The organism is Planomonospora antibiotica, from assembly GCF_014647955.1.
In the GTDB taxonomy this organism is placed as follows: Bacteria; Actinomycetota; Actinomycetes; order Streptosporangiales; family Streptosporangiaceae; genus Planomonospora; species Planomonospora parontospora.
Window position 1 is genome coordinate 40082 of sequence record NZ_BMQE01000034.1, and the last position, 14811, is coordinate 54892.

The 14811-nt window shown below is 74.3% G+C and carries 12 protein-coding genes; 3 read left to right on the plus strand and 9 right to left on the minus strand.

Going from position 1 to position 14811, the window contains the following annotated elements:
• Positions 1-83 precede the first annotated feature (83 nt).
• The 5 genes from IEZ06_RS25725 to cbiE all read right to left on the minus strand — a co-directional run bounded on the left by IEZ06_RS25725 (position 84) and on the right by cbiE (position 7260).
• On the minus strand, positions 84-2321 hold the full coding sequence (locus tag IEZ06_RS25725; protein WP_229798677.1) for a GTPase: 2238 nt from the start codon (positions 2319-2321) through the stop codon (positions 84-86).
• Positions 2318-3553, minus strand: coding sequence for a uroporphyrinogen-III C-methyltransferase (gene cobA / locus IEZ06_RS25730; RefSeq protein WP_189239255.1), 1236 nt, complete (start codon positions 3551-3553; stop codon positions 2318-2320). The genes IEZ06_RS25725 and cobA overlap by 4 nt, the downstream gene beginning before the upstream one ends.
• Before the next feature lie 156 nt (positions 3554-3709).
• On the minus strand, positions 3710-4879 hold the full coding sequence (locus IEZ06_RS25735; protein ID WP_189239256.1) for a nicotinate-nucleotide--dimethylbenzimidazole phosphoribosyltransferase: 1170 nt from the start codon (positions 4877-4879) through the stop codon (positions 3710-3712).
• A gap of 245 nt (positions 4880-5124) precedes the next feature.
• On the minus strand, positions 5125-5952 hold the full coding sequence (locus IEZ06_RS25740; protein WP_189239257.1) for a sirohydrochlorin chelatase: 828 nt from the start codon (positions 5950-5952) through the stop codon (positions 5125-5127).
• Between the two features lie 84 nt (positions 5953-6036).
• Positions 6037-7260, minus strand: a complete 1224-nt coding sequence (cbiE, locus tag IEZ06_RS25745) for a precorrin-6y C5,15-methyltransferase (decarboxylating) subunit CbiE (RefSeq protein ID WP_189239258.1) — start codon at positions 7258-7260, stop codon at positions 6037-6039.
• A gap of 199 nt (positions 7261-7459) precedes the next feature.
• Here cbiE and IEZ06_RS25750 point away from each other — a divergent pair, with 199 nt between their 5' ends.
• Positions 7460-7882: a DUF2795 domain-containing protein gene (locus IEZ06_RS25750; RefSeq protein WP_189239259.1), complete on the plus strand. Its 423-nt coding sequence runs from the start codon at positions 7460-7462 to the stop codon at positions 7880-7882.
• 162 nt (positions 7883-8044) lie between these two features.
• Complete coding sequence (locus IEZ06_RS25755) at positions 8045-9118, plus strand: baeRF2 domain-containing protein (RefSeq protein WP_189239260.1); 1074 nt, start codon at positions 8045-8047, stop codon at positions 9116-9118.
• Positions 9119-9223: 105 nt separating this feature from the next.
• On the opposite strand, the gene IEZ06_RS25760 is transcribed toward IEZ06_RS25755, so the two are convergent.
• The 3 genes from IEZ06_RS25760 to IEZ06_RS25770 are packed head-to-tail and all read right to left on the minus strand — an operon-like array spanning position 9224 to position 12370.
• Entirely contained in the window at positions 9224-9850 is a 627-nt protein-coding gene (locus tag IEZ06_RS25760; protein ID WP_189239261.1) for a LutC/YkgG family protein, read from the minus strand.
• 25 nt (positions 9851-9875) lie between these two features.
• Complete coding sequence (locus IEZ06_RS25765; protein ID WP_189239262.1) at positions 9876-11435, minus strand: lactate utilization protein B; 1560 nt, start codon at positions 11433-11435, stop codon at positions 9876-9878.
• Entirely contained in the window at positions 11432-12370 is a 939-nt protein-coding gene (locus tag IEZ06_RS25770; RefSeq protein WP_189239263.1) for a (Fe-S)-binding protein, read from the minus strand. Before IEZ06_RS25770 ends, IEZ06_RS25765 begins: the two co-directional genes overlap by 4 nt.
• A gap of 88 nt (positions 12371-12458) precedes the next feature.
• Here IEZ06_RS25770 and IEZ06_RS25775 point away from each other — a divergent pair, with 88 nt between their 5' ends.
• The gene (locus IEZ06_RS25775; RefSeq protein ID WP_189239264.1) at positions 12459-13181 is read left to right on the plus strand and encodes a FadR/GntR family transcriptional regulator; all 723 of its coding nucleotides are present in this window, start codon (positions 12459-12461) and stop codon (positions 13179-13181) included.
• 90 nt (positions 13182-13271) lie between these two features.
• On the opposite strand, the gene IEZ06_RS25780 is transcribed toward IEZ06_RS25775, so the two are convergent.
• Complete coding sequence (locus IEZ06_RS25780; RefSeq protein WP_203872181.1) at positions 13272-14789, minus strand: sulfatase family protein; 1518 nt, start codon at positions 14787-14789, stop codon at positions 13272-13274.
• Positions 14790-14811 lie beyond the last annotated feature (22 nt).

Consider the following 14811-nt stretch of genomic DNA (forward strand, 5'->3'; position numbering starts at 1 on the left):
CCTGCGTTCCCGGCGGGCCTCACCGGCCGTCATGACGGATGCGCACACGGCGGTTCCGGCGCACGCGGCGCGGGACTCACTCCTCATCGGGCGACCTCAAGGTTGTACATTGCCTGGTAGAGACGGGTGGCCGCGGACTCGTCGGGGACGCCCGCGCCGTCGAGGGCCTGGACGTAGCGCCAGACCTCGTCGTCGAACAGCGTGCCGATCCGGGTACGGAGATCGCTGCGGGCCTTGGCGCTGATGTTGCGCAGGGACTCCGCACCGAGCAGTGCGTGCAGCAGCCGCTGCGGCAGGGCGCTCTTGCCCGCGACCTCGACTTCGGCGGTGCCGTAGCCGAACATCCCGATCGCGAGGATCACCGCGAGGGAGTCCGCGTCGAACGAGACCAGCCTGGCCACCGACCGCTTGGTCACGCCCTCCGTGCGGATCAGTCCGACGAGGTGGTCCTGCCAGGCCGCCACGGCCCGGCCGACCCGGCGCGGCAGGTCGTCGGAGGGCTCCCCGAGGCCCGGTACGGCGGCCAGGGTCTCCCCCGCGCCGGGCCGGTTCAGCCAGCGTGCCACGGTCTCCTCGGCGGCGCGCTGGGCCGCGGAGACCACGACCGACTCCAGGCCGGTCCGGAGCGCGGTCTTCAGCGCGCTGAGCCGCTCGGGGCCCTGGTGACTCGCCTTCCCGGCGAACCGGCCGGGCTTGCGCAGGTGCAGGGTCCGCATGAGGTCTCCCGACCCGATGAAGTCCTGCCACCGGGCGAGCACCTCCCCGCGGAGCAGGGAGCCGTTCCTCGTCGCCTCGTCGATCTCGGCCATCGCCCCGCCGTACGCGGCGTCCACGTCGCCCCGGAGCTCGGCGCGCAGGGCCAGCTGGACCTCCAGCTGCCTGGCCAGGGCGGGGACCCGGGCCCGGAAGCTGTCGAGCACTCCGGCCAGCGTCGCCTGTACGGCCTGCGCCCGCCGCCGGTCGTCCACCGACAGCTCGGTCAGCCAGAGCCGGAGCTCGGTGACCTCGTGGTCGGGCAGCATCCCGTCGGCGGCCTTGCTCTCGTTGATGACGAAGCGGTCCACCTGGCCGAGGCCGTACTCGGTGAGCATGCGCACGAAGTGCTTGGTGACCACCTCGCGCGACCTGGCCGGGACGCGGGAGAGCACGATCGCCAGCCGGGCTCCGCGCTCCTTGGCCAGCCGGAGCAGCCGCCAGGCCGGGGCGTCGGCGTACCGGGCCGCGGTGGTGACGAAGATCCACAGATCGGCCGCGTCGAGCATGCGGTGGGCGATCTCGTGGTGCGCCTCCACCACCGAGTCGATGTCGGGGGTGTCGAGCAGTGCCACACCCGGAGGCAGCCGCTCGGTGGTGACGAGCACGAGCCCGTCCGTTCCCGTCCCGGGTTCGGACGCCCCCCTCCGTTCCAGGCCGCCGAGCAGACCGCCCTCGGCGAACCACTCGTGGTCGTCGGGGTGGCAGGCGAGGACGGGGGTCCCGGTGGTCGGCCGGCGGACGCCGGTGGGGCTGACGTTGGCGTTGGCCAGGGTGTTGAACAGGGTGGACTTTCCGGCGCCGGTGGAGCCCGCGACGACGATGAGCGCCGGCGCGGTGCTCATGTGGATCCGGGGGATCACGTAGTCGTCGAGCTGCGCCAGGATCTCGGCCCTGGCCTTCCTCGCCTCCTCCACGCCGGGCAGGTCCAGGCCGAAGGCGAGATCGGTGACGCTGTCGCGCAGCGCCGCGAGCGCGCCGGTCAGCGCCTCGGAGACCTCGTCGGGCAGCGGCTTGTCCTGGACCCGCTCCTCGGGGGCCGCGCCGCTCCCCTCTGCGGACCCGTCGAGGTCCGCGACCACCACCACGGCGTCGTCGTCCGGACCGTCCGGGTCGCCGGAGTCGTCCGGGTCGGCGGAGTCGTCCGGGTCGGCGGGGTCATCCGGGTCGGCGGGGTCATCCGCTCCGCCGGGGCCGACCTGATCCGCCTCGCCGTCGTCCGGCGCGGAATCCGGCCCGTTCCCGGGGGACGTCTGCTGGGAGCGCTCCTCCGCGGAGCGCCCGGCCCCGGGAGCCTCGTCCCCGGGACGTCCCTCGGCGGAGGGCGTCCCGGCGGCCTCTCCGCCGTCCGCACCGGGAGCGGCGGGCGCGTCTCCGGTGTCCTCCGCCTCCGCGGCCCCGGTGGGCGCGTCCTCCTCGTCGGCACGGATCGCCTGGAAGGCCAGCGTCTGCTCCCCGGGGGTCTCCGCGCGGCCCGGGAAGGCACCCTCCGGATCCTCCTCGCGGACGGCGTCGTCCCGGCGGCCGTCCTCGGCCGGGCGCACGGGCTTGTCGGCAGCCGGTTTCACGGAACCCGCTCCGCTCGAACCATCTCGACCTCCTGGCCGACTTTCACGACGTCGCCGACGATCACGATCGCCGGTGGCCGAATCCCAGCCGCGGTCACACGCTCCGCCACGCTGGACAGCGTGGCGTGAAGAGCACGCTGGGTGGGAAGAGTACCGTCCTGTACCACCATTACGGGAGTTTCCGGCGAACGTCCCTCACGGATCAGGGTTTCGGCGATCACCGCGATCCGCTCGACGGCCATCATGAGCACCAGCGTTCCCGCCGATCGGGCCAGGTTCGGCCAGTCGACCGTGGACCTCTCGTCGCCCGGCGGGACGTGCACCGAGATGACGTGGAACTCCTGGCTCACCCCGCGGTGCGTGACGGGCACGCCCGCCGCGGCGGGCACCGCGACCGGGCTCGTGATCCCCGGGACCACGACGACCGGGATCCCCGCCCGGGCGCAGGCGAGCATCTCCTCGCCGCCCCGGCCGAAGACGAACGGGTCGCCGCCCTTGAGCCGGACGACGAACCTGCCCTTCCGGGCGTGCTCGACCAGCAGCTCGTTGATCTTCTCCTGGGCCAGGTAGCGGCCGTAGGGGATCTTCGCCGCGTCGATCAGCTCGACGTCCGGCGAGAGCTCGTCGAGCAGTGCCTGCGGGGCCAGCCGGTCGGCCACGACGACGTCGGCCTGGGCGAGCAGCTGCCGCCCGCGGACCGTGATCAGGCCGGGGTCGCCCGGGCCTCCTCCGACCAGCGCGACGCCGACCGGCTTGGTCCGGTTGCGCCGGGCGTCGACGGTGCCGTCGCGGAGCGCTCCGACCACGGCGTCCCGGATCCCCGCCGCCCGCCGGGGGTCGCCGCCCGCGGTGATCGCCACACCGATCTCGTCCACCCGGCCGCTGGCCGGGGTCCACGCCGCCGACGCGTCCTTGTCGTCGGCGCGCACGCACCAGATCCGCTTGGCCTCGGCCTCGGCGGCCACCGCCGCGTTCACCGCCCTGTCGTCGGTGCAGGCGTGCACCAGCCAGGCCCCGTCCAGGTCTCCCACCTGGTACGGCCTGGACTCCCAGGTCACGCGGCCGGTCGCGATGAGGTCGTCGAGGGCGTGCGTGACGCTCGTGGAGACGACGGTGACCAGGGCACCGGCGTCGAGCAGGGCGGGCACCCGCCGCTGGGCGACGCGGCCTCCCCCCACGACGAGCACCCGCCGCCCGGAGAGACGCAGGCCGAGCAGATAGGGCGACGACATGACGACAGATCTCCCGTTCACGACGAATGGCGAAGCGCGTGCGTTAGGAGGTAAACCTACCGGCTCCCGGTGCGTCGTTTGCTTCCACCTTGTTAACAACGGTGAAGAGGACGTGTGATCGCCGCCGGTCGGCGTCCGACCGGCGGCTCCCGCAGGTCAGGCGCCCTTCTCGGTGACCCCCGCCGAGTCGAAGGTGGCCACCTCGTGCATCACCCGGACCGCCGCGCACACGAGGGGGTGGGCCAGCAGCCCGCCGGTCCCCTCGCCGAGCCGGAGTTCCAGCTCGACCAGGGGGCGCAGGCCGAGGTGGGCGAGCGCGAGGGCGTGGCCGGGCTCGGCTGAACGGTGCCCCGCCACGCAGTGGTCCACCGCGTCGGGGGCGAGCGCCGCGGCGGCCAGGGCGGCCGAGCCTGCGATCACCCCGTCCAGGATGACCGGCACCCGCAGCGACGCGGCTCCCAGGATGAACCCGGCGATCGCCGCGTGCTCCAGGCCGCCGACGGCCGCGAGCGTCCTCAGCGCGGGTCCGGTGAGCGCGTCGCCGGCGGGAAGCCCTCCGGACCTCTCGGGCCCGGCCGCCACGTCACCGCCCGCGATCCGCCCCTCCCCGGCGTCCCCGGACCGTCCACCCGCCGGACCGGCCAGGCCGTTGACCAGCAGCGCCCGGCGGACGATCTCCACCTTCCTGGTGAGGGTCTCGTCGTCGACCCCGGTCCCCCTGCCGGTCGCCTCGGCGGCGTCCCGGCCGGTGAACGCGCAGATCAGGGCGGCGGAGGCGGTGGTGTTGGCGATACCCATGTCCCCGGTGACCAGGCAGCGGGCCCCCTGGTCCACCAGACGGCGGGCGACCGCGATGCCGGCCTCCAGCGCGGACACGGCCTGCGCCGGAGTCATCGCCGGGCCCTCGGACAGGTCCGCCGTGCCGTACGCGACCTTGTCGACGATCAGGTTCGGCGCGGGGGGCAGGTCGGCGGCGACGCCGACGTCCACGACGGTCACGGTGGCGCCGACCTGGGCGGCGAAGGCGTTGGCCACGGCGCCGCCGGCCAGGAAGTTGCCCACCATCTGCTGGGTGACCTCCTGCGGCCAGGGGCTCACGCCCTGGGCGTGGACACCGTGGTCGGCGGCGAAGATGGCCAGCGCGGCGGGGGCGGGGATCGGCGGCGGGCTGGCGGCCGCGGCGCCGGCGAGCCGTACCGCCACCTCCTCCAGCGCGCCCAGCGCACCCCGGGGTTTGGTCAGCCGGTCCTGGTGGGCGCGCGCCTCGGCGACGGCCTCCGGGTCGGCGGGCCGGATCGCTGCGAGGGTCTGCTCAAGGATGGTCATGCCATCAGTGTCCCGGAAAAGCCCCCGCGAAGTCCCCGCGAAGTCCCCGCGAAGTCCCGCAAAAGCCCTCATGCGGCTCTCGCGGTGTCCTCGCCGGGCCTTCCCGGGACCCCCGAAGCCTCCTCGGCGCCCTGCGGGAGTCCTCCCGAAACTCCCGCGGTGCCCCGGAGTCCTCGCGGGAGCCGGCGGAGTCCTCGCGGGAGCCGGCGGAGTCCTCGCGGGGGTCAGCGGAGTCCTCGCGGGGGTCAGCGGGAGGCTCTTTCGAGCGCCTCCTCGTAGCGTTCGACGACCACGTCGGCCAGGCACTCGCAGTCGCCGATCACCTCCGCGCAGCGCACGTCCAGGTCGGGGTGGCCCGCGGCGTAGGCCATGGCCTGGCCCCAGACCTTCTCCAGCAGGCCCCCGGCGAACAGCAGATAGGGCAGTACGATCACCCGCCGGGCCCCGAGACGGCGGCAGCGCTCGATCCCGCCGGGGACGCCCGGCCGGGCCAGTGAGGCGAAGGCGGTCTCCACGGTCATGTACTCGGGAGCGTGGGTCTCCCAGAACAGGCGCGAGACCCCGTGCACGTCGGCGTTGACCATCGGGTCACCGGAACCGTCTCCGACCAGGACCACGGCGGTCTCGCCGAGCCCGATCTCCTCGGGTTCCTCGTCGAGGAGTCCGCCCCCCGCCGCGACGAGCCGGAGCCGGGGCACCTCGGCGGCGGCGTCGGCCAGCCGCTCGGCGAGCAGCGACAGCAGTCGCGGGTCGCAGCCCAGGGGGCGGCCGTAGTCGCAGGCGAGCGTCGGGTGGAGCTCCTGCTCCCGGGCCATCGCGGCGGCGATCTCGGTGCCGGTCCGCAGGTCTCCCGCCAGGCTCAGCGGGAGCGCCACCATGCGGTGGTGCCCGCGCGCGACCAGCGAGGCGATCGAATCGCTGAGACGCGGCCTGGCCTTGGCGATGTAACCGCCGGAGACGTCGGCGGCGGTCCTGTCGAGGCGGCATCGGAGCCGGTGGACGAACCTGCCGAACTCGGCGGATCCGCCGTCATCGAGTGAGCCCTGCCCGATGAGCAGCAGCGGCGGCTTCATGTGAGGAGGACTCCAATGACCTTGACCTGGGATTACGCAACGGCGACTGGCGAGGATATCCGATGATGGTTCGTCCCGGACAGGTCATGGAGTGATGATCTTCTCCAGGTCCCGGCCGGCGGCGCACACGACGAAGATCGGTCCGGAACCGGGAGCCCGGTGGCCCACGCCGCCCCCGCCGGTCTCCTCCCCGGTCTCCCCGCGGTTCCCACCGGCCGTCCGGGACGCCTCGATCCGCACGCTCTCGGCCCGGTAACCGTGCTCGCGGAGGACCTCCAGCACCGCGTCGGCCTCCTCCGCCGTCCTGAGCGCGCAGACCAGGGACCGCGGGCCGCGGGCCGCGCACGCCGCGACCGTCTCGGCCCCGCCCCCGCCGACGAAGACGGCGTCCGGGGCGGCCAGGGGCTCCAGGGCCGCGGGCGCCCGGCCGCGGGTCAGCGCGACCTTCACCCCGTGGGCGATGACGTTGCGGCGCAGCCGGGCGCAGGCCTCCTCCTCGGGCTCCACCGCCACCACCGCCGCACCGAGCAGGGCGCACTCCACGGCGATCTCCCCGCCGCCCGCGCCGACGTCCCAGACCAGGTCTCCCAGCCGGGGGCCGAGCCTGGCCAGCACGAACGCCCGGACCACGGGATCGAGACCCGCGCCCGCGAAGTCCCGCGCCCACCCCGGGGGACCGGGCCGGGCGCCGGCCGCCCACACGGGTTCGTCCGGGCTCCGGTGCAGCGGGTCCAGGACGAGCACCACCTCGGGGTTCTTCCACGGCCGCGTGGTGGCCTCGCCCATCCGGCTGTGGGTGATCCGCTCGTCCGGGCCGCCGAGGTCCTCGCAGACGATCAGGGCCCGGGGGGTGGTGGGGGCCAGCTCCCTGGCGATCTCGGCGGGGCCGGCTCCGGGTGCGGCGAGCACGGCGACCTTGTGGTGGGCGCGGCAGGCGTTCGCCACCCGGTCGAGCCGTTCACCGGTCACGACCAGGGCGTCCTCCCAGGCCAGCCCGGCCCCGGCGAAGGCCCGCGAGACGAGGGAGGGGGCGGGGAGCACCTCCGGGACGACGCCGTGCCCGCGCAGTTCCGCGACCGCGCCGAAGAACCCGGGGTCTCCGGCGGCGAGCACGACCAGCCGCCCGCCGTGCTCCCGGTGGGCCTCCACCGCCCGGCCGAGCGGGCCGCCGACCACCCGGGCCCCGCCCGGCAGCGGGCCGACGCGTTCCAGGAGCCGGTCGGGCCCGGCCAGCACGGCGGCCTCCTCCAGCCTGGCCCGCGCGAGCGGGGACAGCGCCCGTCCGTCGACCCCGACAACTGTGATCATCGATGCTCACCGCCCTCGTCCTCCAGAGTGGCGGTCGCGCGGTGATCAGGCCAGAGCGGTTCTCGGACGGCGGTCATGTTCTCCTCTTCTCGCGGAATTCCCAGGTCAAAGTCGGCCGCTCCGGAAGCGGCCCGGATGTTTGCCCCGGAGCCGCCGGGTATGGGTGTGGATTATCCGCAGCTGAAAGGGGTGGCTCCATATGGAACGCGGAAGCGCCAAGCACGGTTCGCGACTGGACGAGCAGCAGAAGCACGAGACCCAGGGGATGACCCGCAGCGGAGGCACCACGCACGCCGAGGAGTGGAAGGAGCCCGAGCCCATGCCGGCTCCGGGCGAAGGCGGCCTGTCCCGGTCCGCGTCCCGGCCCTCCGACCGCGAGCCGGGTGCTCCGCGCGGCATGACCCCCGCGGACGTGGAGCGCCGCGGCAACCTGGCCAAGTGGATCAGCGGCACCGGCGTGTTCCCCGCCGACCGCGACACCCTGCTGGCCCGCGCCCAGGAGCAGGGCGCCCCGGACTCGGTGATCTCCGCCGTCCGGTCGCTGCCGAACGCGACCTTCACCAACATGGCGGACGTGGCGCAGGCGCTCGGATACGGCACCGAGGACAAGGACCAGGGCTGACCTGCGGGCCTCCCCCCTCGCCGCCCCGTTCGCGAGGGGGGAGGCCCGCATCCGCCCGCCAGGGCTCCCGCTCTCACCGCTCCTCCCCCCGCTGAAGGCGGGCGCATCCGTCTCTCCCGTCCGAGGACTCCGAGGACGGGGTATCCGCGCTGAGGAGTGCTGATGAAACTGGACATGCTCCGATCCCTGTACGACCGCGAGGGGCCGTTCGCCTCGGCGTACCTCAACACCGACCGCGCCATGGAGCAGGGCGGCGACCAGGTCCAGCTGCGCTGGGAGGCGCTGAGCGAGCAGCTGGCCGGCGCGGACGAGGCGACCCTGTCGGCCCTGGAGAAGCTGTTCACCGACGTGAACGCGGCGGCGCCGGGCCGCGCGGCCTTCGCCGCGGGAGGCGAGATCCTGCACACCGAGGCCCTGGCGGAGCCGCCCCGCAGGGCGACCGCCCGCTGGTCGGCGCTGCCCCACGTCATGCCGCTGCTCGCCCAGCGGGGTGAGAACGTGCCGCATGTGCGGGTGGTCATCGACCACCTGGGCGCGGACGTGATCACCGTCGGTTCGGGGGCGCACCGCCGTACGGCGGTGCAGGTGCAGGACTGGCCGCACCAGAAGACCGCGCAGGGCGGATGGTCGCAGCGGCACTACGAGAACAACGTGGAGGAGACCTGGGCGCGCAACGCCAGGGCGGTCGCCGAGGCGGTGGACGAGGAGGTCCGCCGCGTCGGGGCCGAGCTGGTGATCGTGGCGGGCGACCCGCAGTCCCGGCCGCTGCTCCAGGACGGCCTCGGCAAGGAGGCCTCCGCCGTCCTGGTCACGGTGGACCACGGGAGCAGGGCCACGGGCAGTGATCCGCTCCCGTTCAACCAGGACGTGGAGTCGGCGATCGACTCCTGGCTGGACCGCAGGCGGGAGGAGCTGCTGGAGCGCCACCGGGAGGGGTCCGCCAAGGAACTGGCCGTCTCCGGCCTGGCCGCCACGGCGCGCGCACTGCGCGAGGGCCGGGTGGACACCCTGCTCCTCGTCGACCGGCCCGACGCGGACGGCCTGCTGTGGGTCGGCCCCGACGGGACGCAGCTGGCGGTGGAGCGCGACGAGATGCAGGAGTGGGGCGTGGCCGAGCCCTGGCAGGACCGCGCGGACGCCGCCCTGGCCCGGGCGGTCTGCGTGACGGACGCCGCCCTGTGGTTCGTCCCCGAGCTCGACGCCCCCGACGGTGTCGGCGCCGTGCTCCGATTCTGACCCTGCCGCTCTTTCCCCGTTCCGCGTCCGGCCGCCTGGTCCGGCGCTCCCCGGGCGGCCGCCGACGCCTGGCGGCCGCCCGGCCTCGGTTCCGGCGGCCGGCCGTCAGCGGACGACGACGACCTCCAGCGTGCGCGGGCCGTGCACGCCCTCGACCCGGTCGAGCTCGATGTCGCTGGTCGCCGAGGGGCCGCTGATCCAGGTCAGCGGCCTGGCCGGGTCGAGGGCGGCCACCGCCTCGGGCACCCCCGGCACGATCTGCCCGGCCCGCACGAGGCACAGGTGGTAGTCGGGCACCAGGGTCAGCGCCCTGCGGCCCTGTCCCGGACCGGTGTCGAGCACGATCGTGCCGGTCTCCGCGATCCCCACGGCGCAGCCCGTGACCACCCCGCAGACGGCGTCCAGCTCGGCGGCCGACAGCGGCGGATCGTCTCCCACGGCCCCGTCGCCCAGGTGCGCCCGCACGGCGTGCGCCCACTCCTCCGGCAGGCCCCCGGGCACGACGACGCGCCCGGCCGCCCGGCGGGTGAGCGCCGCCGTGATCACCCCGGCGGCCTCCGCGGGTTCCACCACGTGGACGGCGGCCCGGTAGTCGGCGATCCGTTCGGCGAACAGCTCCACCGTCCGCTCCCCCGCCGCGGCAGGGGTGGCGCGGGGCCGGGTGTGCGGGACGTCGGGCGCCCCGGCGACGGCCGCGCGGACGCGCGACAGGATGAGGTCGCGGGAGCTCATCGGGTGCCTCCACCGGTGCGGGAGCTCATCGGGTGCCTCCGTCGGTACGGTCCCACCAGTCGCGGAAGGACTCGGCGGGGATGTCGGGGATGTCGCGGGTGTCGGTCCAGGCCGCCGCCGGGCCGGGCAGGCGTCTGGGGACGAACCGGCGCAGGCGGCCGGACAGGCGCTGGGCGCGGGCCAGCCGTACGGGGCGGTCGAGCACCCAACCGGCGGCGCGCATGGCCAGACGCTCGGCGCGCGGGTGGGGCGTCTTGGCCCGCAGGTGGACGAGCACCTCGGGGATGTCGATGGCGACCGGGCAGACCTCGTAGCAGGCTCCGCACAGGGACGACGCGTACGGCAGCGAGGCGTCCAGCTCAGCGGTCGCAGAAGCCGGCATGCGACCGCGGGACACAGCGGTCGCAGAAGCCGGCATGCGACCGCGGGACACAGCGGTCGCAGAAGCCGGCATGCGACCGCCCGGCGCCGGGGTCGCAGCGGCCGGCCCGCCGCCGGGCGGTGCGGAGGCCCCGGGTTCCGGGCCGCGCAGCTGCGGGGTGAGGATGGCGCCGATCGGCCCGGGGTAGACGGAGCCGTAGGCATGGCCGCCCGCGCGCTCGTAGACGGGGCAGACGTTCAGGCAGGCCGAGCAGCGGATGCAGCGCAGCGCCTGGCGCCCGACCTCGTCGGCGAGGACCCTGGTGCGGCCGTTGTCGAGCAGGACGAGGTGGAACTCCTGTCCCTCGGACGCACCGGTCCAGGTGGAGGTGTAGGGGTTCATCCGCTCGCCGGTGGAGGAGCGCGGGAGCAGTTGGAGGAAGACCTCCAGGTCCTGCCAGGTCGGCAGGAGCTTCTCTATGCCGACCACGCTGATCAGCGTCTCGGGCAGGGTCAGGCACATGCGGCCGTTGCCCTCGGACTCCAGCACCACCAGGGTGCCGGTCTCCGCGATCATGAAGTTGGCGCCGGAGACCGCGACCTTCGTCGACAGGAAGCGCTCGCGCAGGTGGAGCCGGGCGGCCTCCGCCAGGGCACGGGGCTCGTCGGTGAGGTCCTCGGGCGCCGGCCGCCCCCACTCGGCCATCTTCTCCCGGAAGATCTCACGGATCTCGGAGCGGTTGCGGTGGATGGCGGGGACGAGGATGTGCGAGGGCAGGTCGTCGCCGAGCTGCACGATCAGCTCGGCGAGGTCGGTCTCGTAGGCGGTGATCCCCCGGGCGGCGAGCGCCTCGTTGAGGCCGATCTCCTGGGTGGCCATCGACTTGACCTTGACCACGCTGGTCTCGCCGGTGGCCTCGACGAGGCCGGCGACGATCCGGTTGGCCTCGTCGGCGTCGGCGGCCCAGTGCACCCGCCCGCCGGCCCGCGTGACCGCCTCCTCCATCTGGAGCAGGTAGCGGTCCAGATGGCGCAGGGTGTGGTCCTTGATCTGCTTGCCCGCGGCCCGCAGTCCCTCCCAGCCCGGCACTTCGCCGACCACCGCGGCCCGTCTGCCGCGGATCGTGCGCGTGGCCTTGCGGAGGTTGAAGCGCAGCTGCGAGTCCCCCACGGCCCGTGCGGCGTTGCGGGGGAAGGCGGGCATGCCGAGGAAGGTGGCGCTCATCGCTCCTCCCCCGTCCGCCCGTGCACCGCCGGACCCGGCTCCGGGGGGGTGCCCGCGGCCGGCCCGGGAGAGGTCGCCCCGGCGGGTGCGGCGAGGGTCCGGGCGGCGGGCCCGGCGAGGGCCGCGGCGGTCTCGCCGCCCTCGGTGGCGGCGAGGATCTCCGCCAGGTGCATGACCCGGATCCCGGTGCGCTGGCGGCCCAGGGCGCCGCCGATGTGCATCAGGCAGGAGTTGTCCGCCGCGCAGAGCACCTCGGCCCCGGTCGCCATGACGTTGTGCGCCTTGTCCGCGCACATGGCCGCGGAGACCGCCGGGTTCTTGACGGCGAAGGTGCCGCCGAACCCGCAGCACTCCTCCGCGCCGGGGAGCGGGACCAGCTCCAATCCCCTGACCTGCTCCAGCAGGCGGGTGGGGCGGTCGCCCAGCCGGAGGCCGCGCAGGGAGTGGCAGGTCGGGTGGTAGGTCACCCGGTGCGGGAAGTAGGCGCCGACGTCGGTGACGCCGAGGACGTCGACCAGGAACTCCGAGAGGTCGTGGACCTTCGGCACGAGCGCGGCCACCTCCTCGGCGAAGGAGGGGTCCGCCGTCCGTCCGGCGGCCCTCCCACCGGCGCCCCGGGCGGTCCCGGAGGAGGCGGAGCGGCCGGCCGCCGCGGCGGTGCGGGCGAGCCGGGGGTACTGCTCGCGGACCATGGCGGCGCACGATCCGGAGGGCGTGACCACCGCGTCGTAGCCGGCGAAGACGTCCGCGAAGTGCCGCGCCAGCCGGGTCCCCTCCTGCGGGTATCCGGTGTTGACGTGCATCTGGCCGCAGCAGGTCTGGGCTCGGGGGAAGTCGACCTCGCACCCCAGGCGGCGCAGCAGCGTCACGACCGCCCGGCCCGTGCCGGGGAAGAGGGTGTCGTTGACGCAGGTGATGAACAGGGCGACGCGCACGGCGCTCCTTCCGTCCTTTGGTCTGACCATAGTATGGTCAGACCAAAGGTCCCGACAAGGACCACCCCACCACGGCGAGGGAGGCGGCATGGGATGGGAGCCGGTCCGGCGCACCCGGGCGTTCGAGGACGTGATCGCCCAGATCGAGCGGCGCATCGCGGAGGACGGCCTCGCGGTCGGCGACCGGCTGCCGGGTGAGCGGCAGCTCGCCGAGCAGCTCCAGGTCGGCCGCTCGTCGGTGCGCGAGGCGCTGCGGGTGCTGGAGACGCTGGGCGTGGTCGCCTCGCAGGTCGGCCGGGGCCCCGACGCGGGCGCGGTGCTCACCGCCCGCCCCGCCGAAGCCCTCGCCGACCTGCTCCGGCTGCACGTGGGCCTGTCCAGCCTCTCCATGCGCGAGGTCGCCGAGACCCGGATGATGATCGAGCAGTGGGGGGTACGGCACGCGGCCGGGAACGTCACCCCCGGCCACCTGGACCGGCTCCGGGCGGCGCTGGCCCGGATGGACCGGGCCATGAGCGCCGACGAGTTCGTCCTGCACGATGCCGAGTTCCACCTCACGATCGCCGAGCTGTCCGGCAACCGCCTGCTCGCGGCCACGATGCACGCCCTGCGCGCCACGGTGCAGCGCCACGCCGTCGAGGCCGTCGAGCGGCTCGGCGTCACCGACCCGCTGATGGACGACCACCGGCGGATCTACGAGGCGGTCGCGTCCGGCGACTCGGAGGAGGCGGCCGCCGCGATCGCCGACCACCTCACCCGCGCCTACCCGGACCTTCCGGACCCCTCGGACCGGCCGGACCGCACCGGCTGATCCCGGCCGGGACGGCCCTCGTCCCGCCCGGCGGCACGGCGCCGGGCGGCGGGCCGTACCGCCGGGACCCGAGCCCGCCTCACGGACGGCTCACCGGGCGGAGCGCGGGAGGACGGAGCCCCCGACCTCCGGGAACGGGACGGTGAACTCCGGGAACGGGACGGCGAACTCCGGTGGGGAGGCGGCGTCGGCGATGCGGCAGGACGCGCCGGAGCAGGCGACCAGGGCGTCGAGCTGGTGCTCGAACCGGTCGATCACCGAGCGGGGCACCCTCTCGGCCAGGTTGCGCAGCTGGTAGGGGTCGGAGGCGAGATCGTAGAGCTGGTACTCGCCGGTCGCGTAGCGGACGAAGGTGTGGCCGGCGGTGCGCATCGCCTGGTAGGCGGGGATCCGGGCCGGAGCCGAGGGCTTCGCCTTCCCCGGCCGGTGGAACTCGACCAGCACGTTCCGGCGCCAGCCGATCGGGGTCCGGCCCTGCAGCAGGGGCAGCAGGGAGCGGCCCTCGACGAAGCCGGGCAGCCGGGCGCCGGCCAGTCCGGCGAAGGTCGGGGCGAGGTCCACGGTGGAGGCCACCTCCGTGACGGTCCGGCCGGGCTGGATCCCCGGTCCCCGGACGAACATCGGCACCTTGATGCTCTCGTCGAACGGGGTCGTCTTGCCCTGCCCGAGCCGGTGCTGACCCAGGTGGAACCCGTTGTCGGAGCCGAAGAACAGATAGGTGTCGTCCAGCTTCCCGGCGGCGCGCAGGCTCCGGACCAGGGATCCGACCATGTCGTCCACTCCGAGCATGGCGCGCAGCCGGTCGCGGTAGATCTCGTCGGTCCGCTCGATCCGCTCGGGGGTCAACCGCTTGCGCGAGCGCAGCCACAACGGCTCGGCCGCGACGTCCTCCTGGTCGAAGGAGGGCGGGCGCGGGGCCGTGTGGCCGGTGAAGGCGTCGCGGTGCCGGAGCGCGTGGTTGGCCGGCAGGTGCGGGGCGACCGGCGCGAGGTAGAGGAAGAAGGGGTCGTCCCCCCGCGAGACGAACGCGTCCGCCTTCGCGCTGAGCACGTCGGTCAGGTAGTCCTCGGGCGCGGAGCCGTAGGCCCTGAGCCTGCCGTTCTCGTTCAGCGTGTAGCCGTACTCGTCGTACAGCCTGCGCACCGGCACGTGCCACTCGTCCCAGCCCCGGGGCACGTGGGTGGCGGGGGCGGGGCCCGGATAGTGGTTGAGGTACTTGCCCATCAGGCCGGTCCGGTAGCCGGCGTTCTTCATCCAGGTCCCCATGGTGGAACGTTCCAGACCTTTCCGGTAGAACCTCCCGAACCCTCCCTTGGGGAGAGTGTTGGTCAGCACGCCGTGGCTGTGCACGTACTGGGAGCGGAGGATGGACGCACGGGACGGGCAGCACCAGGAGTTGGGCACGAAGAACCGGCTGAAACCGGCACCCGATCGGACGAACTCGTTCCAGATGTTCGGAAATTTCTCCAGATCTCCCATCCCCAGATCATCGACCAGGATCAGCACGACGTTGGGGCGCCGGGGCGCCTCGGCCGCGGCCGGAACCGCGGCTGAAACCAGGATGAGCAGAGGAAACAGGCACAGAGCCTTACGGGCGGCGTTCAGCACAGTGTCACGTTTCCCCAAAGCC

Coding starts and splice junctions, on each gene's coding strand:
- IEZ06_RS25765 (WP_189239262.1), bottom strand. CDS start 11,435: ATGAGCGCCACCTTCCTCGGCATGCCCGCCTTCCCCCGCAACGCCGCA.
- IEZ06_RS25760 (WP_189239261.1), bottom strand. CDS start 9,850: ATGAGCTCCCGCGACCTCATCCTGTCGCGCGTCCGCGCGGCCGTCGCC.
- IEZ06_RS25755 (WP_189239260.1), top strand. CDS start 8,045: ATGAAACTGGACATGCTCCGATCCCTGTACGACCGCGAGGGGCCGTTC.
- IEZ06_RS25750 (WP_189239259.1), top strand. CDS start 7,460: ATGGAACGCGGAAGCGCCAAGCACGGTTCGCGACTGGACGAGCAGCAG.
- cobA (WP_189239255.1), bottom strand. CDS start 3,553: ATGTCGTCGCCCTATCTGCTCGGCCTGCGTCTCTCCGGGCGGCGGGTG.
- IEZ06_RS25775 (WP_189239264.1), top strand. CDS start 12,459: ATGGGATGGGAGCCGGTCCGGCGCACCCGGGCGTTCGAGGACGTGATC.
- IEZ06_RS25740 (WP_189239257.1), bottom strand. CDS start 5,952: ATGAAGCCGCCGCTGCTGCTCATCGGGCAGGGCTCACTCGATGACGGC.
- IEZ06_RS25735 (WP_189239256.1), bottom strand. CDS start 4,879: ATGACCATCCTTGAGCAGACCCTCGCAGCGATCCGGCCCGCCGACCCG.
- cbiE (WP_189239258.1), bottom strand. CDS start 7,260: ATGATCACAGTTGTCGGGGTCGACGGACGGGCGCTGTCCCCGCTCGCG.